This is a genomic window from Bradyrhizobium sp. KZN70725, assembly GCF_055264925.1.
Genome location: NZ_JBUYWT010000007.1, coordinates 188,663 through 213,559, shown reverse-complemented (window position 1 = coordinate 213,559; position 24,897 = coordinate 188,663). Strand labels below are relative to the sequence as shown.

Here is a 24,897-nt window from a genome sequence, read left to right as displayed (position 1 = left end):
CCGGTGATGACAGCCAAATCACGGCCGGCGCCAGCTTCAATGGACCGGCGCCAGCTTCAATGGAATTGACGTGGAAAACGCCGCGATGCGCTATTTGCGTGCGGCAGGAACCAGTTCGCTCAGCGAGCGGATGATGCGGTCGGGCTTGATGGTCGATCCCGGCGGCAGCCCGACACCGTGCACGTCCATCCAGATCGCATAGATGCCAAGCCGCTGTGGCGCCACGACTTCCCACTCGAGATTGTCGCCGATCATCCAGGTGTCGGATGCGGTGACGCCGAGCGCTTCCATCGCGTGCAGGTAGGCGCGCTCCTCCGGCTTGCCGAAGCCGTGCTCGCCCTCGATCTGGATGTGATCGAAGCGATGGCCGAGCGCGAAGCGTTCGACCTTGGCGCGCTGCATGTCGGCGGCGCCGTTGGTGACCAGCGCGAGCTTGATGCCGAGCGCCTTCAACGCATCGATCGCTTCATGCGCGCCGGGGAAGACGAACATCTCTTCCTCGCGATAGGCGGTGAAGCGATCGGCGATGCGGTCCGCAAGATCGTCCGGCAGCGCGCGGTGACCGGCTGCCGCGAGCGCCGCGAAGCCGCCCTTCACGGTGAGCCGCCGAGCCTCGCCGAGCTTGATCCGCCAGATCGGCTCGGCGGTCGACCAGAATTGCCGTGCATAGGCCAAGAGCGCGGTCGCGACCTGATCCGGGGGGAGGGGCGCCAGTTCCGCGGCGAACTCCGTGGTGATCGTGTTCCAGGCGATCTCGGGGCGTCCATAGGCCGACAGGATGGTGTCATCCATGTCGATCAACATCGCGCGCGGCAGGTTCATCATGGCCATTTCACCTCCGGCGGCAGCGACGACAGGATCGAATCCACATTGCCGCCGGTCTTCAGGCCGAAGATGGTGCCGCGGTCATAGAGCAGGTTGAACTCGACATAGCGGCCGCGGCGGACCAGCTGCTCGTCGCGATCCTCCGCGCTCCAGGCGGCCGCGAAATTGCGCCGCACCAGGTCGGGATAGATCTTCAGGAAGCTGCGCCCGACGTCCTGGGTGAAGGCGAGATCGGCCTCCCAGTCGCCGCTGTCGTGCCAGTCGTAGAAGATGCCGCCGATGCCGCGGGCTTCCTTGCGGTGCGGCAGGTAGAAATAGTCGTCGCACCATTTCTTGTACTTGTCGTAGTCGGCGACGCCGTTCGGTCCGCTGCACGCCTCCTTCATCGCGGCGTGGAAGGCGACCGTGTCGGGGTCCTCCTGGGTGCGCCGGCGGTTCAGCACCGGCGTCAGGTCGGCGCCGCCGCCGAACCACGCCTTCGTGGTGACGACGAAGCGGGTGTTCATGTGCACGGCGGGCACGTTCGGATTGCGCAAATGCGCGATCAGCGAAATGCCCGACGCCCAAAAGCGTGGATCGTCGGCGGCACCTGGAATCTGCGCGCGGAATTCGGGGGCGAACTCGCCGTGCACGGTCGAGCAGTGCACGCCGACTTTCTCGAACAGCCGGCCCTTCATGATCGACATCACGCCGCCGCCGCCCGGCTTGCCGGTGTGGTCGGTGCGGTCCCAGGGGGTCCGCGCGAACCGGCCGGCGGCGCCGGGATAAAGCGTGGACGGGGCGTCGTCCTCGAGCTTCTCGAAGGCGGCGCAGATGTCGTTGCGTAGCGCCTCGAACCAGCCGCGCGCACGCACCTTGCGGTCCTCGATGATGGCGGGATCTGTTGGCAGCATGACTAACCCTGCGGGCCGAAATAGGTGCAGCTTTCGTTGCAGCTGTCGCGATGGACGCTGACGCGGGTCAGCTTGCCTGCGTGTTGCAAGCGCTCCCAGATGAAGCGCGACAGATTCTCCAGCGTCGGTACGCCGATCGCCTCAATCTTGTTCAGGAACTTATGGTCGAGCGTCTTCTGCACCTCGGCCATGGCGCGTTCGAGGAGGCCGAGATCGACCACCATACCGGTCGCGGGGTCGGGCGTGCCGCGGACGGTAACTTCGGCTCGAAAGGAGTGGCCGTGAATCTCCTCGCTGGCGGCGCCAAAGGTCGTTCCGGACAGCGCATGCGCAGCCTCGAACCGAAACGCTTTCGTCAATTCCCACATCTCGTTCAACAACCCGATTCTGTTAGTTCATCTAATGCCGAGCGACTTGTGCGTCTGCACGCTAAGGCGCCATTGCGGGTGCTTCAGGCAATAGGCGATCGCCCGCTCGGTATTCTCGATCACGTCGGGGCCGTCCATCGGCTGCAGCGAGAAGCGCTCGAAGGCGAGGCCGGCGAAATCCTCCGGTGCGTTCTCCATTTGCGGATAGACCAGTTTGAGCTCGTGCCCCTTGCGGATCACGAGCTCGGCCGCGGCCTTGGGACTGACGCAGATCCAGTCGAGCCCGTCGGGCGGGACGATGGTGCCGTTGGTCTCGATCGCGATCGCAAAGCCGTGGCCGTGCAGGGCATCGATCAAGGCCGCGTCGACCTGCAGCAGCGGCTCACCGCCGGTCAGGACCACGTAGCGGTCGGCCTCGCCTCCCGTCCACTGCGCGGCAATGGTGCCGGCCAGCTCTTCGGCGGTCGCATAGCGGCCGCCCAGCGTGCCGTCGGTGCCGACGAAATCGGTGTCGCAGAACTTGCAGACCGCGCCGGCGCGGTCCTGCTCGCGGCCGCTCCAGAGGTTGCAGCCGGCGAAGCGGCAGAACACGGAGGCGCGGCCCGCATGGGCGCCTTCGCCCTGCAGGGTGAGAAAGATCTCCTTGACCGCGTAGCTCACCAAAAATCCCTTAAGTTGCCGAACCGGCGATTCCTGAACCGGTCTGCCGCAGCGCCTCGCCGACGGCCATGGCCGCTGTGACGGCCACATTGAGCGAACGCATGGTCGGCCCGATCGGAATCACCAGCCGCGCATCCGCAGCGGCCACCACCGCGTCGGTCACCCCTGCCGTCTCGCGCCCGAACAGCAGGACATCGGAGGCCGTATACGCGAAATCAAGATAGGATTTCGCCGCCTTGGTCGTGAACAGCACCAGCCGGCATCCGGCCTCGGCCCGCCATTCCTCGAATTTCGACCATGAGTCGTGACGCTTCAACCGCACATGGTCGAGATAGTCCATACCCGCCCGGCGGAAATTCCGGTCCGAGGTGTCGAATCCCGCCGGTCCGATGATATGGGCTGCCACGTCCAGGCAAGCGCAGAGGCGCAGAATCGTCCCTGTATTCTGGGGGATGTCGGGCTGGAACAGCGCGATCTGCATGGTGCGGGCGGCCTGTGAAATCCGGATGAAATTGTCTCAATAAAACATCGCTCGGCGCGGATTTCGTGCATTGCACGTGTGCGAGCCGATAGCGGGCTTGCGCTCGTCCGGCAAGGGTGCCAATAGAACGATTCTGGACTGCTGTTCCGCCATTTGGGGTGGGGAATAGCGGTTTTCTGCCGCCGCGGGGGCCGCGGGCGCCGGCAGCCTTTCTTGGGGCGCGTCCTGCGTCTCCAGGGCGGTTCCACCGGCTGCAGAAAAGAAAGGGCTAGGAATCGTGACGACAGCGTCTTCGGCGGACCATCCGACACGCCGTGATTTTCTCTTTGTTGCAACCGGAGCTGCCGCCGCGGTCGGCGCAGCCGCCACCGTCTGGCCGCTGGTTGCGCAGATGAACCCGGATGCCGCGACGATCGCGGCCGGCGCGCCGATCGAGGTCGATCTGACGCCGATCGCCGAGGGCCAGGACATCAAGGTCTTCTGGCGCGGCAAGCCGATCTACATCAGCCATCGCACCAAGAAGCAGATCCAGGAGGCCCAGAGCGTGGCGCTCTCGAGCCTGCCCGATCCGCAGCCCGACTCGGCCCGCGTCAAGGCCGGCCACGACCAGTGGCTGGTTGTGATCGGCATCTGCACCCATCTCGGCTGCATCCCGATCGCCCATGAAGGCAATTACGACGGCTTCTTCTGCCCCTGCCACGGCTCGCAGTACGACTCCTCCGGTCGTATCCGCCAGGGGCCGGCGCCCGCCAACCTGGCGGTGCCGCCTTACGCCTTCCTTTCCGACACCAAAATCCAGATCGGCTAAGTCCCGGCCCCTCCGGGATTTCAGCTTCCACTTGGACCCATCGCGTCGTTTTTCTTCTTCAGGATCGCATCAATGAGCGGACCATCTGATTTCCAACCGAGCAACCCCGCCTTGAAGTGGATCGAACGGCGCCTTCCGATCTTCGGCCTGATCCACTCCTCGTTCGTGGCCTATCCGACGCCGCGCAACCTGAACTACTGGTGGACCTTCGGCGCCATCCTTTCGATGATGCTGGCGCTGCAGATCCTGACCGGCGTGATCCTGGCGATGCACTACACGCCGCACGCCGACCTCGCCTTCAAGTCGGTCGAACTGATCGTCCGCGACGTCAATTACGGCTGGCTGCTGCGCAACATGCATGCCTGCGGCGCGTCGATGTTCTTCTTCGCCGTCTACATCCATATGTTCCGCGGCCTCTATTACGGGTCGTACAAGGAGCCGCGCGAGGTGCTGTGGATCCTCGGCGTCATCATCTACCTCCTGATGATGGCGACGGGCTTCATGGGCTACGTGCTGCCGTGGGGCCAGATGAGCTTCTGGGGCGCCACCGTCATCACCAATCTGTTCTCGGCCGTGCCCTATTTCGGCGAGAGCATCGTGACCCTGCTGTGGGGCGGCTATTCGGTCGGCAACCCGACGCTGAACCGCTTCTTCTCGCTGCACTATCTGCTCCCGTTCGTGATCGCCGGCGTGGTCGTGCTGCACGTCTGGGCGCTGCACGTCGCGGGTCAGAACAACCCGGCCGGCGTCGAGGCCAAGACCGAGAAGGACACCGTTGCGTTCACGCCGTATGCGACGATCAAGGACATGTTCGGCGTGTCCTGCTTCCTGATCTTCTTCGCCTGGTTCATCTTCTACATGCCGAACTATCTCGGCGACGCCGACAACTACATCCCGGCGAACCCGGGCGTGACGCCGGCGCACATCGTGCCTGAATGGTACTACCTGCCGTTCTACGCGATCCTGCGTTCGATCCCGAACAAGCTCGCCGGCGTCGTGGCGATGTTCTCGGCGATCATCATCCTGTGCTTCCTGCCCTGGCTCGACAGCGCACGGACCCGTTCGTCGAAGTATCGCCCGCTGGCCAAGCAGTTCTTCTGGATCTTCGTGGTGGTCTGCATCCTGCTCGGTTACCTCGGCTCGCAGCCGCCGGAAGGCATCTATGTGATCGCCGGCCGCATCCTGACGGTCTGCTACTTCGCCTACTTCCTGATTGTGCTGCCGCTGCTCGCCCGCATCGAGACGCCGCGTCCGGTGCCGAACTCGATCGCCGACGACGTGCTGGCGAAGAGCAAGGGCAGGGCCGCGACCGCGGCCTCTGTGATGCTCGCGATGGTCGTGGCCGGCAGCCTGCTCGTCGGCGGCACCCAGAACGCCAAGGCCGAGGAGGGTGGCAACGCGCCGCCGGCCCAGAAGTGGTCGTTCTCCGGTCCTTTCGGCACCTATGACCGTGGCTCGCTGCAGCGCGGCTTGAAGGTCTACAAGGAAGTCTGTGCCGCCTGTCACGGCCTGTCCTATGTCGCGTTCCGCAACCTCGCCGATCCCGGCGGTCCCGGCTATTCGCCGGCGCAGGCGGCGGCCTTCGCGTCCGAGTACAAGATCAAGGACGGTCCGAACGACCAGGGCGAGATGTTCGAGCGTCCGGGCCGCCCGGCGGATTACTTCCCGTCGCCGTTCCCGAACGAGCAGGCCGCGCGCGCGGCCAATGGCGGCGCGGCGCCGCCCGACCTCTCGCTGATCACCAAGGCGCGGTCCTACAAGCGCGGCTTCCCGCAGTTCGCGATCGACTTCTTCACCCAGTACCAGGAGCAGGGACCCGACTACGTCGACGCCATCCTGCAGGGCTTCGAGGACAAGGCTCCGGCGGGCGTCACGATCCCGGAGGGCTCGTACTACAACAAGTACTTCCCCGGCCACGCCATCAAGATGCCGAAGCCGCTGTCCGATGGTCAGGTGACCTTCGACGACGGTTCGCCGGCGACGGTCAAGCAGTACGCGCATGACGTCACCACGTTCCTGATGTGGGCGGCCGAGCCGCACATGGAGGAGCGCAAGCGGATCGGCATGCAGGTGTTCTTCTTCCTGGTCGTCTTCGCCTTCCTGATGTACTTCACCAAGCGCAAGGTCTGGGCCAACGCCCACTGATCTCGGGTACGGTATAGCGAGTTTGAGAAAGCCCCCTTCGGGGGCTTTTTTGTTTGCAATCTCTCCGTCATTCCGGGGTGACGGGGTAGCATCGAACCCGGAATGACGGTGTCGTCAATTGCGTCGGCCGCCGAGTGCGGACAAGATGCCGGCCAATCAGCCGGCAAACATTGCGGAGGAACTCATGGGTACCAGCATCAGCTTCAAGCGTCCGGACGGCAAGGATGCGTCGGGCTATCTCGCCAATGCGGCGCGCGGCAACGCACCCGGCGTCGTCGTGATCCAGGAATGGTGGGGCCTGTCGGACCAGATCAAGGGCCTGTGCGACCGCTTCGCGGTGGCAGGCTTCGATGCGCTGGCGCCCGATCTCTACAAGGGCAAGGTGGTGCCGTATCACGACACCGATGCCGCGGGCAAAGAGATGAACTCGCTCGACTTCATGGACGCCACCACGCAGACGGTGCGCGGCGCCGCGCAGTATCTCGCGAAGAACGGCGCCAAGGTCGGCCTGACCGGCTTCTGTCTCGGCGGCGCGGTGACCATCATCGGCTCGGTGCATGTGCCGGAACTAACTGCGGGCGTCGTGTTCTACGGCATTCCGCCGGAGCAGGCCGCCAAGCCCGCCGACGTCAGGATTCCGCTGCAGGCGCATTTCGCCAACAAGGACGATTGGTGCACGCCGGAGCTCGTCAGCAATTTCGAGAAGGCGATGAAGGCCGCCGGCAAATCGCTCGAGCTGTTCCGCTATGACGCCGAGCACGCCTTCCTCAACGAGCAGCGCCAGTCGGTGCACGACCGCGAGGCCGCCGAACTCGCCTGGGGCCGCGCCACGGACTTCTTCAAGAAGCACCTGGGGTAAGGCGATTGCCAAAACCACCGGCGTCGTCCCGGCGAAGGCCGGGACCCATACGCCGTGGCTTTTGCAATGGGCACGCTGGCAGTCATCTCGCCAAATAACTAGGCCCTGTGGTTATGGGTCCCTGCTCCCATGCGCAATTGCGCACTAGGCAGGGACGACGGCGAGATCTAACTCTCCGCCTTCACCCCGTCCCACCACGGGCAGGTCCCCGACATCAGCCTGAAATTGCCTTCCATCACCTGCACCGGTGCGCGCTTGCCCTCGGCGGCGGCGCGCATCCGCATCTCGCGCGCGACGGCGCGGTCCTCCGGCGACAGCCAGACCCGCTCGTGGCCCCACAGGCTCGGGCCGTCATGCATCTCGAACGGTGTCCAGTTCGCCGGATCGATCTCGCGGCCGCCCCAGCCGCACTCGACCATGAAGGCGGACGGCGACCTCGCGTAGAACGACGTCATCAGGTCGTTGGTGTGACGGCCGAGCGTGACGTTGACGCGATCTTCCTGCTGGGCGACGTCGTAGGCTTGGCCGACATCGTCGAGCGAGAACAGCTCGACCATCAGATGATGCAGGCCGTTCGTGCCGGTCTCGATCAGCGCCAGCGAGTGATGGCGGGCATTGACATGGAAGAAATAGGCGCGGAACGGTTTTTCGATGTAGTCGCTTAAGCCGAAACCGAGCACGTCGACATAGAAGCTCATCACCGGGGCGATGTGCTCGACGGTCAGCACCGCGTGGCCGAGGCCGAGCGGCCCGGTGCGGAAGCCGGAGATCGAGCGCCCCGGCCTGAACGGCGTGTCGTCGATCTCGGCGCCATGAAACGCCTCGAGGCGGTTGCCGCCGGGATCCCGAAACGAGATCAGGCCGCGCACCCGCCTGCTATCTGCGAGCGCCAGCGGCTCTGATGTCACCGCGACGCCGGCGCGCTCCAGCCGTGCCGCCAGCGCATCGAGGGCCGCACTGTCAGCCACCTCCCAGCCGAAGAACCGGGTGCCTTCGCCCTGAGCGCGGTCGATCACGATGCGCTGCTTGCGGTCGTCCATCCGGAACGCGAGCAGCGAATTGCCGCGTTCGACCGCCTGCAGCCCGACGAGGCCAGTGCCGAACCGCCGCCAGTCGTCGAGCGCGTCGGAGCCGAAGCCGGCATATCCGAGACCCAAAATCGCCATCTGCGCCTCCGCCATCTGTCTGTTTTTTGGGCGGCCGACCAGCCGCCATTTCAGCAAATCCTACGCGGATTCCTGCCCCTTCAAACCCGAAAATGCCGCCCGAAAGGGCGTCCAGGATTGGGCAGGGGTGCCGGGCCATCTCTTGACACGGCCCGCGCCGGGTGGTGAGTAACGGGCATGAGCACCGTTGCCAGTCCATCCCGTCGTTGGTGGCCCACCTTCTCATAGGTGGCCGGTGCGTTTTCTTTTTTCACAAACGTCGAAGGTCGCCATCGCAGTGCGACCGATGGTTAGTTTATTTGCCCTTCGTTTGTCCTGTGTGGCGCTCTCTCGGCAAGTCTCGTAAGAGGATCACATGAACAGGACAGTCTTCTCCCTGCCGGCTCGAAGCGAATATCTGACCAATGGCGGCCTTGCGGTCGCGCGTGTGGTCGAGCAATTCACCGGCGGCGCCAACCGTCTCGACGATTTGATCGCGCTGCTGGACCGCCGCCGCGGCGTGGTGCTGTCCTCGGGCACGACGGTACCGGGCCGCTACGAGAGCTTTGACCTCGGCTTTGCCGATCCGCCGCTGGTGCTGGAGACGTCGGGCACCAACTTCTCGTTACAGGCGCTGAACCCGCGCGGCGAGGTCCTGATCGCCTTCCTCGGCGACGTGCTGCGCGAGCCCTGCGTCGTGATCTCGGAGCGGACCCCAACGCGGCTCGCCGGCCATATCATCCGCGGCGCCGCGCCGGTCGAGGAAGACCAGCGCACGCGTCGCGCCAGCGTGATGTCGCTGGTGCGCGACATGGTGGCGGCGTTCACCTCCAATGCCGATCCGCTGCTCGGCCTGTTCGGCGCCTTCGCCTACGACCTCGTGTTCCAGATCGAGGACCTCGCGCAGAAGCGCGCCCGCGAGGCCGACCAGCGCGACATCGTGCTCTACGTGCCGGACCGTCTCTTGGCCTATGACCGCGCCACCGGCCGCGGCGTGGCGCTCAGTTACGAGTTCGCGTGGAAGGGCAAATCCACCGCCGGCCTGCCGCAGGAGACCGCTCCGAGCCTCTACGCCAGGAACGGCCGGCAAGGCTTTGCCGATCACGCGCCCGGCGAATATCAGGCGACTGTCGAGGTCGCGCGCGCGGCGTTTGCCCGCGGCGACCTGTTCGAGGCGGTGCCCGGGCAGCTGTTCGCCGAGCCCTGCGAGCGCTCGCCGGCTGAAGTGTTCCAGCGGCTCTGCCGCATCAATCCGTCACCCTATGGTGCGCTGATGAATCTCGGCGACGGTGAATTCCTGGTCTCCGCGTCGCCGGAGATGTTCGTGCGCTCCGACGGCCGCCGGGTCGAGACCTGCCCGATCTCGGGCACCATCGCGCGCGGCTCGGACTCGATCGGCGATGCCGAGCAGATCCGCAAGCTCCTGAACTCGGAGAAGGACGAGTTCGAGCTCAACATGTGCACCGACGTCGATCGCAACGACAAGGCGCGCGTCTGCGTGCCCGGCACCATCAAGGTGCTGGCGCGGCGTCAGATCGAGACCTACTCAAAGCTGTTCCACACCGTCGATCACGTCGAGGGCATGCTGCGGCCGGGCTTCGATTCGCTCGACGCCTTCCTGACCCATGCCTGGGCCGTGACGGTGACCGGCGCGCCGAAACTGTGGGCGATGCAGTTCGTCGAGGACCACGAGCGGTCGCCGCGGCGCTGGTATGCCGGCGCGATCGGCTGCGTCAATTTCGACGGCAGCATCAACACCGGGCTCACCATCCGCACCATCCGCATGAAGGACGGTCTCGCCGAGGTGCGCGTCGGCGCGACCTGCCTGTTCGACTCCGATCCCGCCGCCGAGGATCGCGAGTGCCAAGTCAAGGCCGCGGCGCTGTTCCAGGCGCTGCGCGGCGATCCGCCGAAGCCGCTGTCGGATTTCGCGCCCGACGCCACCGGCTCCGGCAAGAACGTGCTCTTGATCGATCACGACGACAGCTTCGTGCACATGCTGGCCGATTACTTCCGCCAGGTCGGTGCCAACGTCACCGTGGTCAGGCACGTCCATGCCCAGGACATGCTCAAGAAGAAGGGCTGGGACCTCCTGGTGCTGTCGCCCGGGCCGGGTCGGCCGGAGGATTTCGGCATCGCGAAAACCATCGATACCGCGCTCGAGAAGCAGCTGCCGATCTTCGGCGTCTGCCTCGGCGTGCAGGCGATCGGCGAATATTTCGGCGGCCAGCTCGGCCAGCTCGGTCAGCCCGCGCATGGCCGTCCGTCGCGCGTCCAGGTGCGCGGTGGCCGGCTGATGCGGAACCTGCCCAATGAGATCGTGATCGGCCGCTACCACTCGCTGTTTGTCGAGCGCGACAGCGTGCCCGAGGTGCTGGCGGTGACCGCGACCACCGAAGACGGCGTCGCGATGGTGATCGAGCACAAGACCCTGCCGGTCGGCGGCGTGCAATTCCACCCGGAATCGCTGATGTCGCTCGGCAACGAGGTCGGCCTGCGCATTGTCGAGAATGCATTCCGGCTTAATGTGAGTAGCAAGTGAAGGCTAAGTTTAACCATCGTCATTCCGGGATGGTGCGTTAGCACCAGACCCGGAATGACGAGATTCCAGGTTCGATGCTTCGCATCGCCCCGGAATGACCCTCAGAGCGAGACCAATGACCTTCGACCACGACATCAAGGCGACCGTTCGCACCATCCCGGACTACCCGAAGAAGGGCATCCTGTTTCGCGACATCACGACGCTGCTGGCGGATGCCCGCGCCTTCCGCCGGGCCGTCGATGAGCTGGTGCATCCCTGGGCGGGGGCGAAGGTCGACAAGGTCGCCGGCATCGAGGCCCGCGGCTTCATCCTCGGTGGCGCGGTGGCGCATCAGCTCTCCGCCGGCTTCGTGCCGATCCGCAAGAAGGGCAAGCTGCCGCACACCACGGTGCGGATTGCCTACTCACTTGAATACGGCATCGACGAGATGGAGATGCATGCCGACGCCGTGCAGCCCGGCGAGCGCGTGATCCTGGTCGACGATCTGATCGCGACCGGCGGCACCGCGGAGGGCGCGGTGAAGCTGCTGCGCCAGATCGGCGCCAATGTGGTCGCCGCCTGCTTCATCGTCGACCTGCCCGACCTCGGCGGCGCGGCCAAGCTGCGCGCGATGGACGTTCCGGTGCGCACGCTGATGGCGTTCGAGGGGCATTGATCTCTTAGCCTCGCCCCGCGTGCGGGGAGAGGCCGGATCGCATCGAAGATGCGATCCGGGTGAGGGGACTCTCCGCGCACTCCAATCTCGGTCGAATTTGCGGAACCAGCCCCTCACCCTGACCCTCTCCCCGCAAGAGCGGGGCGAGGGAGCAGAGTCATCCCCGCTGCAGCAGCATGCTCAATTCGAGATCGCGGAACGTCGTGTAATTCCGCCGGATCCATTGATGCAGCTCGGTCGATGAATCCTTTTCCTGGCGCAGATAGCCGGTGAAGGAGAAGTTCAGCCGGTCGATATAGGTCTTCAGGAACACAGGCAGCGCGCGGAAGCGCAACACCCGGCTGGCGGTCATGACCGGCGGCAGCTCGCCGCGCACCACGAATTCGTTGTCGATGACGATCAGCGCGTTCGGCGGGATCGTGCCGAGCAGCGTCTGGTAGCCACGCACCGAGGCGCGGTCGGTATCGGCGACGTACAGGATGACCGGCGCGACGCGACGGCGCAGCGCCTCCTTCATCAGCCCGATCTCGTCGCACATTTTGAAGAATTCGTCGAAGGCGTGGTAGCCGAGGTCGATCACTTTGCCGATGCCATCATTGACGATGACGCGGTCCATCAGCTGCATCTTGCCGTAGGTGTCGATCACGTCCGCGGTTTCGGTGATCCGCGGCAGGTAGTCGAGCAGCGACGGCTCCTTCAGATTGATGTCGTAGCAGACCACGTCGCCGTTCTTGAGCAGCAGGAATTCGCCGAGCAGCCGCGCGATCAGCGTCTTGCCGACCTGCGGGCGGGGCGAGCAGATGATGTAAACGGGCGTGGACGACATCGCCCGCTATATCAGGCCAAATTTTCGCCTAATCCAGCCCCATCAAGGTCGAAGGTCCGACTATTTTTCGCCTTTGGCCGACTTGGCGCCGACCAGGTCGGTCAGCTTGATCCGGTCGTACTCGCTCCAGACATTGGCGAGCCAGTGCCGGACATAGCCGCGCAGCACGAAGGAGTAGTTGGCGGCGTCGTCGTTGATGCCCTTGTTGGCGACGAATTTCAGGAACGGAACCGAGGAGACCTCGACCTGCTCATAGGCCATTTCGTTGAGCTTCGGGATGGTCAGGTCCACGGCATCCTTGATGCGGTGGAAGTAGGAATTGTAGGTCGCCTGGTCCCACTGGAAGAACTGGGTGTCGTTGATGAAGTTCTTCACCAGGAAATATTTCGCGCCGCTCATGAAGTTGGCGGTTTCGGCGATCTCGTCCAGCGAAGCGATCGACGGGCCGAGGATATGGAACACGGCGAAGGTGATCTGGCCGGAACGCGCCGCGTCGAGGAAGCCGATATCGCGCAGCGAGGCCAGCGCGGGCGACAACAGGCCGGCGCGGACGTCGATCACGGTAACCGAGGGCCCCGAGTTCAGCGTGTCGAAGATCTTCATCTGGTCCGCGGTCGTCGTCATGTCGACGATCTCGGTGATGTCAGGATGGAAGCGCTTCAGCGTGCCGCGCGGCGATTCAGTGTCGAACGCCCGGGTCTGCACGTTATTGGCACTGAAATAGTCTAGGAGCGTCCGCGAGACGGTGGTCTTGCCGACCCCGCCCTTGTCGGCGCCCACCACGATCACAACCGGCTTTGCCATGGAAGTCCCTTAAAGCGCGCTCCCGATCGCGATGGCGATCGGCAAGTCCCCACACTGCTTTGGGCGCGAACATGGCAGAAACGAGGGAGAATTCAATTCCTTAAGGCGCCCACGATGGGTTTGGTGGGAATTTCCTTAATGGACTGAGTAGGCTAGGGCGCGATTAGCGGTGTCGTCCCCAAGGGCCCTGGAGAGGACCCAATGGTCCCTGCGTGGGGTTGTTGCCCGGCAGCGCTGGCGGATTGCTCTTCTGTGTCGGCGGCACATCGCCCCATGGGCCATGGGTCGCCGGCGGAGGCTGGTCGCCCGCCGCGGGCGGCTCATCCTGCGGCTCCGTCTCGTCCGACAGCGCCAGCGGTCCGGGATCGTGGCCGCCGGCGTATTTCACCAGGGCATCGACCCGGGACTTCACCGAAGGATGGGTGGCGAACAGGTCGGCAAACCCCTCGCGCGGATTGTCGACGCAGAGTTCCATCACCGCCGAGGTGGCGTCCGGCAGCTCGCCGCGGTTCTCGATCTTGCGCAGCGCCGAGATCATCGCGTCGGGGTTCTTGGTCAGCTCAACCGATCCGGCATCGGCGAGGAATTCGCGCGAGCGCGACAGTGCGAGCTTGACCACCTGCGACAGCAGCCAGGCCAGCAAGATCAGCGCGACCGCGATGATGATCACGATGATCGCGCCGCCGCCCGAGCCCTTGCTGTCGCGGTCCGAGGAGGATGACGAGGAGCGAGAGGATGAAGACGACCAGCCGCCTCCGCCGCCGCTCGAGTTCCACGACAGGTTCGTGAACAGGCGGAAGAACAGCTCGCCGAAGAAGCCGACCACGCCGGCGATGATCACCGCGATCACCATCAGCTGCACGTCGCCGTTTTTGATATGGGTGAGCTCGTGGCCGAGCACGGCCTCGATCTCCTTATCGTTCAGCGCCTTCAACAGGCCGGTGGTGACGGTGATAGCGTATTGACTCCGGTTCAGTCCGGTCGCGAACGCATTCAGCGCCGGGCTGTCCATCACCTTCAGCTTCGGCATCGGGATGCCGCGCGAGATGCAGAGATTTTCCAGGAGATTGTAGAGCCGCGGCTCTTGCTGCCGCGTCACGCTCTCGCCGCCGGTGACGGCATCGATCATCTTCTGGTGGAAGAAATAGGCGATCACGATCCAGGTCGCTGCCGCGATCGTCGCCCAGGGGAAGGCCGAGACCAGGTCGCGCGAGGCCCGCGTTAGGTAGTAGTCGACGGTGCGGCCGCTATCGATCATCACCTCCGCGACCAGCGCGCCGGCATAGACCAGCACGTAGATCAGCAGGAACAGGCCGGCAAGCAGCAGCATCGAACGAAACTTGTTCGATGCGATATGCGTGTAGAGACCATAGGCGGCCATGGTGCGCGTCCGCTCTCACCGTCATTCCGGGGCGCGCGGCACGCGCGAACCCCAATGCGCAATTGCGCTTTGTGGAATCTCGAGATTAGTGAGTGAGATGAGATTCCGGGTTCGATGCGTTGCATCGCCCCGGAATGACCGAAGGGGCGTCATCTCGAAGGAAGTAATCAGAACTTCACGCTCGGCGCCGCCTCGACCTCCGTGCGGCTGGCGCCGAGGTCGAAGAAATCCTTGCGGGTGAAGCCGAACATGCCGGCGAACAGCGCGGCCGGCATCTGCTGGATGCCGGTGTTGTATTCCTGGACCGCGTTGTTGAAGAAGCGGCGGCTGGCGGCGATCTTGTTCTCGAGATCGGAGAGCTCGGAGGCGAGCTGCTGGAAATTGGCGTTGGCCTTGAGGTCCGGATAGGCCTCCGACAGCGCGATCAGCCGGCCGAGCGCGCCGGAGAGCTGGTTTTCCGCCGCCGAGACCTGGGCCGGGCCCTGCGCCGACATCGCCGAATTGCGCGCCTTGATGACGTCGTCGAGCGTGCCGCGCTCATGTGCGGCATAACCCTTCACCGTCTCGACTAGGTTCGGGATCAGGTCGTGACGCTGCTTGAGCTGCACGTCGATGTCGGCAAAGGCCTGTCCGACCCGCTGGCTGAGCGCCACGAGGCGGTTGTAGGCGCCGAATGCAAACAGCACGAGAAGCACGATGACGCCGATAACGATCCAGCTGGTCGACATGACGGGGCAGCTCCTGATGGACGAGACGGCGGCACCGTAGCCCAAGATCGGGGCGCAGGGCAGCCCGCCGCGGAAAGGTGGGCAAGCGTTAGTCGAAGGTTGGCCGACATCGGTTCAACATATTCCGTCGTCGCGGCGAAGGCCGGGACCCATGCGCCGCGGCCCGTGGTAGGGGCACAAGCGGCGACGGCTTCACTCACAACAAACTTCGGTGGTTATGGGTCCCGGCGAAGGCCGGGACGACGAGATACCGCATCGCCCCAGCGCCAGCGCCGGGCGCTTGCGTATTCGGCTCTGGCGCGGCGCGGGATCCGCGCAACCGATACGCCCTCGGGCGTGCACAGTTTCGCCGCGATCTCGACCTTGCCGACGTCCGGCTGCAGCAGCACGCGCGATGGCCTGTTCTCAACGCGCGCGCGGCTCAGCGCGACATAGGCGAAGCGCTCGTCCTCGAACGGGACGTCGGCGCCCTTGAGCTGCTTGTGCGCGCGCGAGCGCTGCAGGCGCTGCGAGAAGTGGCACCAATCGGGCGCGACCAGCGGACAGCCGCTGTCATGCGGGCAGGGGGCCACGACATGCGCGCCGGCAGCGATCAATCGCGCGCGGAGTGCGATGATCCGCGCGTAGCCGGCGGGCGTACCGGGCTCGACGACCAGTAGCGTATCGCTGGTCTTCGACCACAGCGCATCGGCCAGCGCCCCGCGCTCGGCATCGCCGAGTTCGCCGATCATGTAGCTGGCGACGACGAGGTCGGCGGGCTCGGCCTTGTCGAGCAGGGCGCGCGCCTCGCCGAGTTGATAGCTGGCGTCGTGCAGGCGAATGCTGCCGTGAAACAGCTCCTCGGCGAGCGTCCGCAACGCGCCGTTGGCATCAAGTAGGGTGAAGTCCCGCAGCGACGTTAACGCTTCCGCGGCGGCCCAGGTCACGGTCCCCGGACCGGCACCGACATCGAGCAGGCGCGCCGGCGCGAGGTCCGGCCTGATCTCCGTCAGGGCGTTGAGGCTCGCTGCGACGGCGGCATAGGTCGCCGGCATCCGCGCCAGCGCATAGGCCAGCGCATCGGTCTCCGTCCTGATCGTCGAGGAGCCGCCGCCCTCGCGATAGGTCTGCGAGATCACCGCCGCGCGGCCGGCGGCGTCGCTGCGCGACAGGCCTTCGAGCCTGGCGTTGAGGGCTGCGCGCAGTTCGGCGGGGAGATCGGGTGAGGTCATGTGACGGACTATCCCACGTCATTGCGAGCGGAGCGAAGCAATCCATAGCGCCGCGTGCTGAGGCATGGATTGCTTCGTCGCTATCGCTCCTCGCAATGACGATGCGGAGGCGCGGGTATCCAGAAAATGACGTCGACGCGTAGGTGCTACGCCTAAGCCACGTTCTGGTCGAGGATGTCCACCGCGCCCTGCAGGTCGACCGACACCAGCTGCGACACGCCGCGCTCGGCCATGGTGACACCGAACAGCCGGTTCATCCGCGCCATCGTGATCGGATTGTGCGTGATGATGATGAAGCGTGTCTCGGTCGAGCCGGTCATCTCGTTCAGCAGGGTGCAGAACCGTTCGACGTTGTGGTCGTCGAGCGGCGCGTCGACCTCGTCCAGCACGCAGATCGGCGACGGGTTGGTCAGAAACACCGCGAAGATCAGCGCGAGCGCCGTCAGCGCCTGCTCACCGCCCGAGAGCAGCGAGAGCGTCTGCGGCTTCTTGCCGGGCGGCTTGGCGATGATCTCGAGGCCGGCCTCGAGCGGATCGTCGCTCTCGATCAGATGCAGCGCGGCTTCGCCGCCGCCGAACAGCTCGGTGAACAGCCGCTTGAAGTGGTTGTTAACGGTCTCGAACGAGGTCAGCAGGCGCTCGCGCGCCTCGCGGTTGAGGCTCTGGATGCCCTGGCGCAGCCGCTTGATCGCTTCGACCAGATCGTCGCGTTCGGTGGTCAGCGCGGTGTGCTGGGTCTCGACTTCCTTGAGCTCTTCCTCGGCACGCAAATTGACGGCGCCGAGCCGCTCGCGGTCGCGGCGCAGCTTTTCGAGCTCTTCCTCGACCTGCGTGACCGGCGGCAGCTCCTGGCCGGGTTCGATCTCGGCCATGCCGACGACCGCGCTGGGCTCGACCTCGAGCATGTCGTGGATCTCGCGCTCGATGTCGGCGAGGCGGCGGCGGGTGCCTTCCATACGCTCCTCGGCGCGCGCGGTAGCTTCGCGGGATGAGGACAGCGCTTCGAGCGAGGCCTTGGCGAGGCGATCGGTTTCCGCCATCGCGGCTTCCGCGGTCGCCAGCGCGTCGGCGGCGATGCGGCGATCGCCCTCGGCGTGCTCGATCTCCGTGATCAGCGCGCTGCGCTTCTCGGCGAAGACTTCGGGCGCATTGGCGAGCTCCTCGCGCTCGGCCGACACTTCGGCGATGCGCGCCTCGACGGTCTCGACCTGCGAAGCGGCGCTGGTCTTGCGGTTCTGCCACTCGTTGCGCTCGGCAACGATCGCCTGCACGCGGCGGTCGGCGAGCTCGGCCTCGCGGGCCAGCGCCTGCGCCTCGGCGCGGACTTGTGCCGCGGCCCGGCGCTGGTTGTCGATCTCGGCGCGAACCGCGGCGAGCTGGGCCTCGGTCTCGACACCCGGCGGCAGTTCGGCGAGCGCGGCAGCCGCGCTCTCATATGCGGCTTCGGCCTCGGCGCGGTCGGCGGCGACGCGGCTGTGCGCCTCGGTCAGCGCCGATTTGCGTGCGGCGTGGCGGTTGATCTCGCGCTCGGTGGCGGCATGACGTTCGCGCGCGGCGTCGGCCTCGCGGCGGGCGGCGCGGACGGCTTCGCGCGAGGCACCCTCGGCGGCGGACGCCGAGCGCAATTCCTCTTCAGCCGTCTCCAGCGCCTGGCGCTTGTTGGAGGCATCGATGCGGGCCTGTTCCAGCTCGTGCTCGATGTCGACAAGACGGGCGCGCTCGGCAAGACGGCGGGCGGCGCCGGTCGGGGCATGCGCGTCGGCGACGAAGCCGTCCCAGCGCCAGACGTCGCCTTCGAGCGACACCAGCCGCTGGCCGGTCTTCAGCTGCGACACCAGCGCCGCGCCGCGTTCCTTGGCGACGACGCCGATCTGGGCCAGGCGGCGCGCCAGTTCCGGCGGCGCCTGGACATGGTCGGCCAGCCGCTCGACGCCATCCGGCAGCGCCGGATCTTCGCCGGCCACGCCTATATTGGTCCAGCGCATCGGCGCCGAGGAATCCACCGGCGCATCGAGGTCGTCGCCAAGCACGGCGCCGATCGCCTTTTCATAGCCCTTGGCGACGGTGATGCCGTCGATGATCGGCGGCCACAGATTCTTGGTCTCGCTGGTGACGAGCTTGGAGATGGTGCGGGCTTCCGTCTCGAGCCGCTGCACGCGCTTCTCGGCTTCGGTGAGCGGATTGCGCGAGGCTTCCAGCGTCTGCCGCGCGGCGGCGTGATGCGCCTCGCTGGTCTGCACGGCGGCCTCGGACTCGGCAAGGGTCTGCTGCGCCATCTCCATGGCGGCGGCCAGCGCGTCGATGTCGCCGAGATTGCCGGTCTCCTGCGCGAGCTTGGATTCCTCGGCCTGGACGTTGGCGATCTCCTGATCGAGCCGCGCCAAGCGGTCGCGATGCGTGCGCACGCCGGCTTCGAGCTGATTGCGCTTGGCGGTGAGATCGGCGAGCTGCGTGGTCAGCTCGGAGAACTGGCGCTCGGTCGCGGCCAGGATCTCCTCGGCCTCAGCGACGCGCTCGTCGACGCCGGAGCGCTTCTCGACGCGCGACTTGATCTCTTCCTTCAGCTCTGCGTCTTCGGTGTCGAGCCGCTGCAGCGCGATGTCGGCATCGGAGGTCTGCTGCTGCTCGCGCGCGATGTCCTGGGCGAATTGGGTGAGACGGCGATCGAGCTCGCCGACGCGCTCCTTGGCGCGCTGCTCCTCGCGGTCGAGCATCTCGCGCGTGTTGGTCAGGCGCTGCAGGCCGGCGGCGGCGCGCGCTTCGGCATCGCGCAGCGCCGGCAATTCGGCGGCGCGGATCGCCTGGATGCGGGCGGATTCGGCCTGCTCGCGGGTGCGCTCGGCCATCTCGCGCACGGAGATATCATGGGTCTGCGCGGCGTCGTTGACGTCGGCATTGGCCTCGATCCAGCGCAGATGGAACAGCATGGCTTCGGACTTGCGCACCTTGGCCGCGACCTCGCGGTAGCGGATCGCCTGGCGCGCCTGCTTCTTCAGGCCTTCCATCTGGCCTGTGAGCTGGCCGATCACGTCCTCGACGCGGGTGAGGTTGGTTTCGGCCGCCTTCAGCCGCAGTTCCGCCTCGTGGCGGCGGGCATGCAGGCCGGCCACGCCGGCGGCGTCTTCCAGCACGCGGCGGCGCTGCTCGGGCTTGGCCTGGATGATCTCGCCGATCTTGCCCTGGTGGACCAGCGCCGGCGACCGCGCGCCGGTGGCGGCGTCGGCGAACAGGATCTGCACATCTCTTGCACGGACATCGCGGCCGTTGATGCGGTAGACTGAGCCGGCTTCGCGCTCGATGCGGCGGGAGATTTCCAAGAGCTGGCTGTCGTTCACCGCGGCCGGCGCCGAGCGATCGGAATTGTCGATCGTCATCACGACTTCGGCGTGATTGCGTGCCGGACGGTTGCCGGAACCGGCGAAGATCACCGCGTCCATGTCGGCGGCGCGCAGCGACTTGTGCGAGGTCTCGCCCATCGCCCAGCGCAGCGCTTCGACGAGATTGGATTTGCCGCAGCCATTCGGTCCGACGACGCCGGTCAGGCCCGGCTCGATCATGAAATCGGTGGGTTCAACGAACGACTTGAAACCGTGCAGGCGGAGGCGCGTGAGCTTCATGTACACAAATCTCGTTTGGCCGGGCGCGAATCTCCCTGCCGTGACAATACCATGGAAGGCAATGTCGGTGTGTGGGTGAGTTGCTGCGTGCAGCTCTCATGAGCGGCGACAATGGCGATGCGAGCGCGTCAGGGCAACCGCTTGAGCAAGCTTTTCCCAAGGGATTTGCAGGGTTTTATGGCCCTTGCATGTCCTCGATGATTCGCATCGCGCGAATCAGGTTTTCAACAACCAAATGATGCGACGGCTGCGTGCCGTGATCGCAAATCATCCACAATTATCGTGCCTCGACTCGAAAGCGAGCCACGAAGACGTCAGGTTCGCGGGCTCCCGATCAGCTCTTCAGCAGCGGATCGATGTGCTTGCTGAATTCCTCGAACGAGGTCTCGCCCTTTAGCATCTCGCCGTTGACGAAGAAGGTCGGCGTCGAGTTCACCTTCAGCACCTCGTTGGCGTATTTCTGGTCGGCCGCGATCTTGTCGAGCAGCTTCTGATCCTTCAGGCAGTCCTCGACCTGCTGCTGGGTGAGGCCGGCCTGCTTGCCGATCCGGGTCAGTGTCTCGGTGGTGTTCTTCACCACCCAGTCGTTCTGCTGGCGGAACAACAGGTCGATCACGGCAAAATACTTCGGCGCGTCGTCCTTGGCGATACAGCGCGCCAGCATCGAGCCGGCGGCGGCCTTGATGTCGAGCGGGAATTCGCGGAACACGTAGCGGACCTTGCCGGGGTCGATGTAGGTCGACTTGATCTTCGGGAACACGGTCTCGTTGAAATTGGCGCAGTGCGGGCAGGTCATCGAGGCGTATTCGATGATGGTTACCTTGGCGTCCTGCGGGCCGAGCCCCATGTCCGGCAGCGACTGCGGCTTGGCGACCTCGGCGGCGGTCTGCGCGAACGCGTCGGTGATCAGGCGCAGCGGCGACAGGCCGGCGAGGGCGGCAAGCCCGGTCAGCGAGAGAGCGGTGGTGAAGGCGCGGCGCGTGATGATCAAGGTCAGCTCCCGGATTGGCGCATTCACGCCACAATGAAGGGGTCCCGAAAAAGAAGCCTTCGCTAGCTTGAAACGGCCATTGTGGCAATGCCGCGGTCTTGCGGCGGGCCTGCCGAAAAGCGTCAATTTCGCTTGATCGAGGCACCCAAACGGGCCAGCGCCGCGCGCAGATCGTCGTCCTCGACGGCCGCAAGGTTGGCCGCCTCCCGGGCCACGGTTTTGGCGTCCGGCGGGCGCGGCCGTACCGGGCGGCTGCGGCGCGAGAGCGGCGCCTGTCGGATGGTCAGGCGGCCGACCGCATGCCAGCCGAAGAAGCGGTTCACCCGTTCCAGGATGACTTCGGAGGAGTGCTGGATCTCCAGCGCCATCGGCCCTTCGACCCGCAGCACCAGCGTCGCCGGCTCCTGCGGCTGTCCCTCCACCGGCCGCGGCCACTGCATCTTCAGCGGCTCGCAATAGGCCGCGATCCGCTCGCCCGCGATCTCGGTCCAGCGCGTCACCAATTCGCGCGCGGCAAAGCCCTGCTTGGCATAGGCGTCGGTGAAGACATCGCTGAGCAGGATCGACAGGGGCTTGGCGCTGATCGGGCCGGGTCTGGACATGGGAGGGTTATAGCAGTGGTGGTGATGTGGCTGAAACCGTGTTCATCATTGTGGCGGCGTTTTTCGTGCCGGGCGAAGAAAGACGTGGATGCCCGGGTCAAGCGCGGGCATGACATGGCGAGATGTGGCTTAAGATGCGTTCATGAGTTCTCGCGCTGCCGCCAAAATCAAATCGACCGATCAGCAGGCCGACCGCCCGGCGCGTCTGCTCGCCTGGTATGACCGGCATCGCCGGACGTTGCCGTGGCGCGCGGTGGCGGGGGAGCGGGCCGATCCGTATCGCGTCTGGCTGTCGGAGATCATGCTGCAGCAGACCACGGTACGGGCGGTCGGGCCCTATTTCGAGAAATTCGTGTCGCGCTGGCCCGACGTGACCGCGCTTGGGCGTGCCTCGCTCGACGACGTCCTGAGGATGTGGGCCGGGCTCGGCTATTATTCGCGGGCGCGCAATTTGCACGCCTGCGCGGTCGCGGTGATGGGCGACCACGGCGGGGTGTTTCCGGACACCGAGGAGGGCCTGCGCGCGCTGCCCGGCATCGGGCCGTACACCGCGGCCGCGATCGCCGCCATCGCCTTCGACCGCCGCACCATGCCGGTGGACGGCAACATCGAGCGCGTGGTCAGTCGGCTCTACGCCATCGAGGAGGCGCTGCCGCAGGCCAAGCCGCTGATCAAAGAGATGGCGGCGACATTGCTCGGCCCGTCCCGCGCCGGCGACAGTGCTCAGGCGCTGATGGATTTGGGCGCGACGATCTGCACGCCGAAGAAGCCGGCCTGCGCATTGTGTCCGCTGAATGACGACTGCGCGGCGCGCACGCGCGGCGATCAGGAAACGTTCCCGCGCAAGGCACCGAAGAAGAGCGGCATCTTGCGCCGCGGCGCGGCCTTCGTGGTGACGCGCGGCGGCGAGCTTCTGGTGCGCTCGCGCGCGGAGAAAGGCCTGCTCGGCGGCATGACCGAGGTGCCGGGATCGCAATGGCTGGCCGAGCAGGAGGACGCGGCGGCGCTGGCGCAAGCGCCGGACCTGAAGGGCGTCACGCGCTGGCACCGCAAGGCGGGCGTTGTCACCCACGTGTTCACGCACTTCCCGCTGGAGCTCGTCGTCTACACTGCCAGCGTGCCGCCGCGGAGCCGCGCGCCGGATGGCATGCGCTGGGTGCCGGTGGCGACGCTGGACGGCGAGGCGTTTCCGAACGTGATGCGCAAGGTCATCGCGCATGGGCTCGATCTCTGACGATGCGATGAATCACATCATCGGCTCATTTTTTTGAGCATGATTTTTTCGGAAAACCGGTTCCCACTTTTCCGGATCATGCTCTGACCTGCTGACACCATGCTGGCAGCAGGGCTTCGCTATCACCTCCGGAAACCGGAGGCCGCCATGATCGTAACCGCACTCGACCGCATTCCGATGCCGCCCGTCGCAAAGCTACTGGGTTGGCACGTGGTCGACGCCCGTCCGCAGGAGGGCTGGATCAGGATCGTGTTCGACGGCAAGCCGGAGTTTTGCAATCCGGCCGGCTTTATCCAGGGCGGCATGCTCTCGGCGATGCTCGACGATACGATGGGGCCGGCGGTGTTCGTGATGACCGAGGGCCGGCTCTTCACCACGACCATCACGATGACCGTGAATTTCCTGGCGCCGGCAAAACCCGGGCCGATCACCGGCGAGGCGACGGTGACGCAACTCGGCAAGACCATCGCCTTCGTCGAGGGAAAGCTGAGCGCCGCCGACGGCACACTGCTCGCGACCGCGAGCAGCAGCATCCGCCTGGTGGAGGCGGCGCGCGCGCTGCGATGAAGCCGCGCCTGCATTGGTAAGTCCGTCATGCTGAGGTGCGAGCGGAGCGAGTCTCGAAGCATGCATGGCCACCGGCCGGGCCGTGCACCCTTCGAGACGCCGCTTCGCGGCTCCTCAGGGTGACGGTGATACATAGTGCGCCGCGCTACAACTCAGCCTGCCCGCTGCACGATCGGCGGCTTGGCGTTCAGTCCCTCGACCTGGAAACCGGCGACGCGCTTGTAGTTGGCGGCGATGTCTTCCAGCTCCTGCTGCGACAGCACGTCGGTGACGACCTTGAAGCCGTCAGGCGCGCGCTCCTCGACCAGCTGCATCACCTGCTCCGGGCCGTTGCGGCGATTCAGCATCACGAGGTCCGCGGTCGCAGGCCGCCGCTCGGCCTCATAGGCCGCGAGTGCCGCCTGCGTCGGGCCATGCGCCAGAATCTCGCGCGTCAGCACGCGCGCATCCAGGATCGCCTGCGAGGCGCCGTTGGAGCCGATCGGATACATCGGATGCGCGGCATCGCCCATCAGCGTGACGCGGCCAAAGGTCCATTGCGGGATCGGATCGCGATCGACCAGCGGATATTCGTAGGCATGCGGACAGTTCCGGATCAGGCCGGGGACATCGAGCCAGTCGAAATTCCAGCTCTCGAACCACGGCAGGAACTCGTCGAGCTTTGCGGTCCGGTTGTAGTCCTCGCGGCGCCATTGATAGGTCGGCGGCATGTGTCGCTCGGCGACCCAGTTGATGTCGAACTTGCCGTCGGGGCCTGCCTCCTTCGAGATCGGGTAGCAGACGAATTTCAGGATCTCGTGGCCGGCCATGATCATGGTGCGGCCGGTCAGGAAGGCATCGCCGCGGGTGATGCCGCGCCACAGGATGCGGCCGTTCCAGATCGGCGGCCCCTCCTGCGGATAGAGCTTCTCGCGCACCGCCGAATGGATGCCGTCGGCGGCGATCAGCACCACGCCGTCATAGCTGCCGGCGGGCTTGCCGGTGGCGCGATCGATGAAATCGGCGCGGACGCCGTCGGCGGTCTCGGTCCAGCCGGTGAGGTGATGGCTGGTGAGAATGTTCGCAGCCCCCAGCCGTTCGGTCGCGGCATCGAGCAGCAGCTGTTGCAGCCGGCCGCGATGGATCGAGAATTGCGGCCATTTATAGCCGGCCTCGAGCCCGCGCGGCTCGCTCCAGATCGGCTTGCCGTGCTTTGAGAAATAGGCGAGCTCGCGGGTGCGCACCGCAGAAGCGTCGAGCACATCGTGCAGGCCGAGCTCGATCAGTTCGCGCACCGCATGCGGCAGCACGTTGATGCCGACGCCGAGCGGCCGCAGCTCGGGCACGCTCTCGAAGACGCGGGCCGGCACGCCGATCTGGTGCAGGCTGAGCGCCAGCGTCAGCCCGCCAATTCCGCCACCTGCAATGAGCACAGTCATAAAAAATCCTCTCAATTGGCCATGGTCATCGCACGACGGCACCGCCGCGGGCAAGGTCCGCGGCGCGCGGGGTGGACGGCCAAGGGGGCTGCCGCTAACCTCCGCGCCGTCAGAACAAGAACCAGAGCCGCGTTCGC

The 24,897-nt window shown here is 65.7% G+C and carries 22 protein-coding genes; 7 read left to right on the top strand and 15 right to left on the bottom strand.

Going from position 1 to position 24,897, the window contains the following annotated elements; genetic code table 11:
• Positions 1-90 precede the first annotated feature (90 nt).
• Genes ACZBJS_RS09705 through ACZBJS_RS09685 form a run of 5 tightly spaced genes read right to left on the bottom strand, consistent with a single transcriptional unit; the run spans position 91 to position 3,227 of the window.
• Complete coding sequence (locus ACZBJS_RS09705; RefSeq protein WP_463438664.1) at positions 91-831, bottom strand: HAD family hydrolase; 741 nt, start codon at positions 829-831, stop codon at positions 91-93.
• The gene (gene hemF / locus ACZBJS_RS09700; RefSeq protein WP_463438663.1) at positions 822-1,718 is read right to left on the bottom strand and encodes an oxygen-dependent coproporphyrinogen oxidase; all 897 of its coding nucleotides are present in this window, start codon (positions 1,716-1,718) and stop codon (positions 822-824) included. Before hemF ends, ACZBJS_RS09705 begins: the two co-directional genes overlap by 10 nt.
• A gap of 2 nt (positions 1,719-1,720) precedes the next feature.
• The gene (locus tag ACZBJS_RS09695; protein ID WP_076830472.1) at positions 1,721-2,086 is read right to left on the bottom strand and encodes a 6-pyruvoyl trahydropterin synthase family protein; all 366 of its coding nucleotides are present in this window, start codon (positions 2,084-2,086) and stop codon (positions 1,721-1,723) included.
• Between the two features lie 27 nt (positions 2,087-2,113).
• Entirely contained in the window at positions 2,114-2,746 is a 633-nt protein-coding gene (queE, locus tag ACZBJS_RS09690) for a 7-carboxy-7-deazaguanine synthase (RefSeq protein WP_076830475.1), read from the bottom strand.
• Between the two features lie 10 nt (positions 2,747-2,756).
• A complete protein-coding gene (locus ACZBJS_RS09685) occupies positions 2,757-3,227 on the bottom strand; it encodes a tRNA (cytidine(34)-2'-O)-methyltransferase (protein ID WP_463438662.1) in 471 nt (156 codons plus the stop codon).
• Positions 3,228-3,504: 277 nt separating this feature from the next.
• On the opposite strand from ACZBJS_RS09685, the gene petA reads away from it, so the two are divergent.
• The 3 genes from petA to ACZBJS_RS09670 all read left to right on the top strand — a co-directional run bounded on the left by petA (position 3,505) and on the right by ACZBJS_RS09670 (position 7,039).
• Positions 3,505-4,035 (top strand): ubiquinol-cytochrome c reductase iron-sulfur subunit, encoded by a 531-nt coding sequence (petA, locus tag ACZBJS_RS09680; RefSeq protein WP_016839713.1) that lies wholly within the window; start codon positions 3,505-3,507, stop codon positions 4,033-4,035.
• Between the two features lie 72 nt (positions 4,036-4,107).
• On the top strand, positions 4,108-6,180 hold the full coding sequence (locus tag ACZBJS_RS09675) for a cytochrome c1 (RefSeq protein WP_026193258.1): 2,073 nt from the start codon (positions 4,108-4,110) through the stop codon (positions 6,178-6,180).
• A 184-nt stretch (positions 6,181-6,364) separates the two neighbouring features.
• Positions 6,365-7,039 (top strand): dienelactone hydrolase family protein, encoded by a 675-nt coding sequence (locus ACZBJS_RS09670; protein WP_253589310.1) that lies wholly within the window; start codon positions 6,365-6,367, stop codon positions 7,037-7,039.
• Between the two features lie 167 nt (positions 7,040-7,206).
• On the opposite strand, the gene ACZBJS_RS09665 is transcribed toward ACZBJS_RS09670, so the two are convergent.
• Positions 7,207-8,205 (bottom strand): VOC family protein, encoded by a 999-nt coding sequence (locus tag ACZBJS_RS09665; RefSeq protein WP_316395765.1) that lies wholly within the window; start codon positions 8,203-8,205, stop codon positions 7,207-7,209.
• Between the two features lie 355 nt (positions 8,206-8,560).
• On the opposite strand from ACZBJS_RS09665, the gene ACZBJS_RS09660 reads away from it, so the two are divergent.
• Together ACZBJS_RS09660 and ACZBJS_RS09655 are read left to right on the top strand one after the other, a co-directional pair.
• Positions 8,561-10,726 carry an anthranilate synthase component I gene (locus ACZBJS_RS09660; protein WP_463438661.1) on the top strand — a complete coding sequence of 722 codons (2,166 nt, stop codon included), beginning with the start codon at positions 8,561-8,563 and terminating at the stop codon, positions 10,724-10,726.
• 115 nt (positions 10,727-10,841) lie between these two features.
• Positions 10,842-11,381, top strand: a complete 540-nt coding sequence (locus ACZBJS_RS09655) for an adenine phosphoribosyltransferase (protein WP_018273383.1) — start codon at positions 10,842-10,844, stop codon at positions 11,379-11,381.
• Positions 11,382-11,538: 157 nt separating this feature from the next.
• Here the strand turns inward: ACZBJS_RS09655 and ACZBJS_RS09650 are convergent, their stop codons facing one another.
• From ACZBJS_RS09650 to ACZBJS_RS09615, 8 genes are all read right to left on the bottom strand, one after another.
• On the bottom strand, positions 11,539-12,207 hold the full coding sequence (locus ACZBJS_RS09650) for a P-loop NTPase family protein (protein WP_057016987.1): 669 nt from the start codon (positions 12,205-12,207) through the stop codon (positions 11,539-11,541).
• Positions 12,208-12,267: 60 nt separating this feature from the next.
• Positions 12,268-13,011, bottom strand: coding sequence for a P-loop NTPase family protein (locus tag ACZBJS_RS09645; protein WP_016839706.1), 744 nt, complete (start codon positions 13,009-13,011; stop codon positions 12,268-12,270).
• A gap of 163 nt (positions 13,012-13,174) precedes the next feature.
• Positions 13,175-14,392, bottom strand: coding sequence for a M48 family metalloprotease (locus ACZBJS_RS09640; protein ID WP_168855842.1), 1,218 nt, complete (start codon positions 14,390-14,392; stop codon positions 13,175-13,177).
• A 167-nt stretch (positions 14,393-14,559) separates the two neighbouring features.
• On the bottom strand, positions 14,560-15,120 hold the full coding sequence (locus ACZBJS_RS09635; protein WP_016839704.1) for a LemA family protein: 561 nt from the start codon (positions 15,118-15,120) through the stop codon (positions 14,560-14,562).
• 215 nt (positions 15,121-15,335) lie between these two features.
• A complete protein-coding gene (locus tag ACZBJS_RS09630) occupies positions 15,336-16,331 on the bottom strand; it encodes a small ribosomal subunit Rsm22 family protein (protein WP_316395763.1) in 996 nt (331 codons plus the stop codon).
• A gap of 152 nt (positions 16,332-16,483) precedes the next feature.
• Complete coding sequence (smc, locus tag ACZBJS_RS09625) at positions 16,484-19,948, bottom strand: chromosome segregation protein SMC (RefSeq protein ID WP_316395762.1); 3,465 nt, start codon at positions 19,946-19,948, stop codon at positions 16,484-16,486.
• Between the two features lie 334 nt (positions 19,949-20,282).
• Complete coding sequence (locus tag ACZBJS_RS09620; RefSeq protein WP_076830481.1) at positions 20,283-20,939, bottom strand: DsbA family protein; 657 nt, start codon at positions 20,937-20,939, stop codon at positions 20,283-20,285.
• A 122-nt stretch (positions 20,940-21,061) separates the two neighbouring features.
• The gene (locus ACZBJS_RS09615; protein WP_316395761.1) at positions 21,062-21,541 is read right to left on the bottom strand and encodes a DUF721 domain-containing protein; all 480 of its coding nucleotides are present in this window, start codon (positions 21,539-21,541) and stop codon (positions 21,062-21,064) included.
• Between the two features lie 142 nt (positions 21,542-21,683).
• Here ACZBJS_RS09615 and mutY point away from each other — a divergent pair, with 142 nt between their 5' ends.
• Together mutY and ACZBJS_RS09605 are read left to right on the top strand one after the other, a co-directional pair.
• Positions 21,684-22,775: an A/G-specific adenine glycosylase gene (mutY, locus tag ACZBJS_RS09610; protein ID WP_076830294.1), complete on the top strand. Its 1,092-nt coding sequence runs from the start codon at positions 21,684-21,686 to the stop codon at positions 22,773-22,775.
• A gap of 147 nt (positions 22,776-22,922) precedes the next feature.
• Entirely contained in the window at positions 22,923-23,342 is a 420-nt protein-coding gene (locus ACZBJS_RS09605; protein WP_253625576.1) for a PaaI family thioesterase, read from the top strand.
• Between the two features lie 152 nt (positions 23,343-23,494).
• Here ACZBJS_RS09605 and ACZBJS_RS09600 read toward each other — a convergent pair whose 3' ends face one another.
• Positions 23,495-24,760, bottom strand: a complete 1,266-nt coding sequence (locus ACZBJS_RS09600) for a flavin-dependent oxidoreductase (protein WP_316395759.1) — start codon at positions 24,758-24,760, stop codon at positions 23,495-23,497.
• Positions 24,761-24,897: the final 137 nt, after the last annotated feature.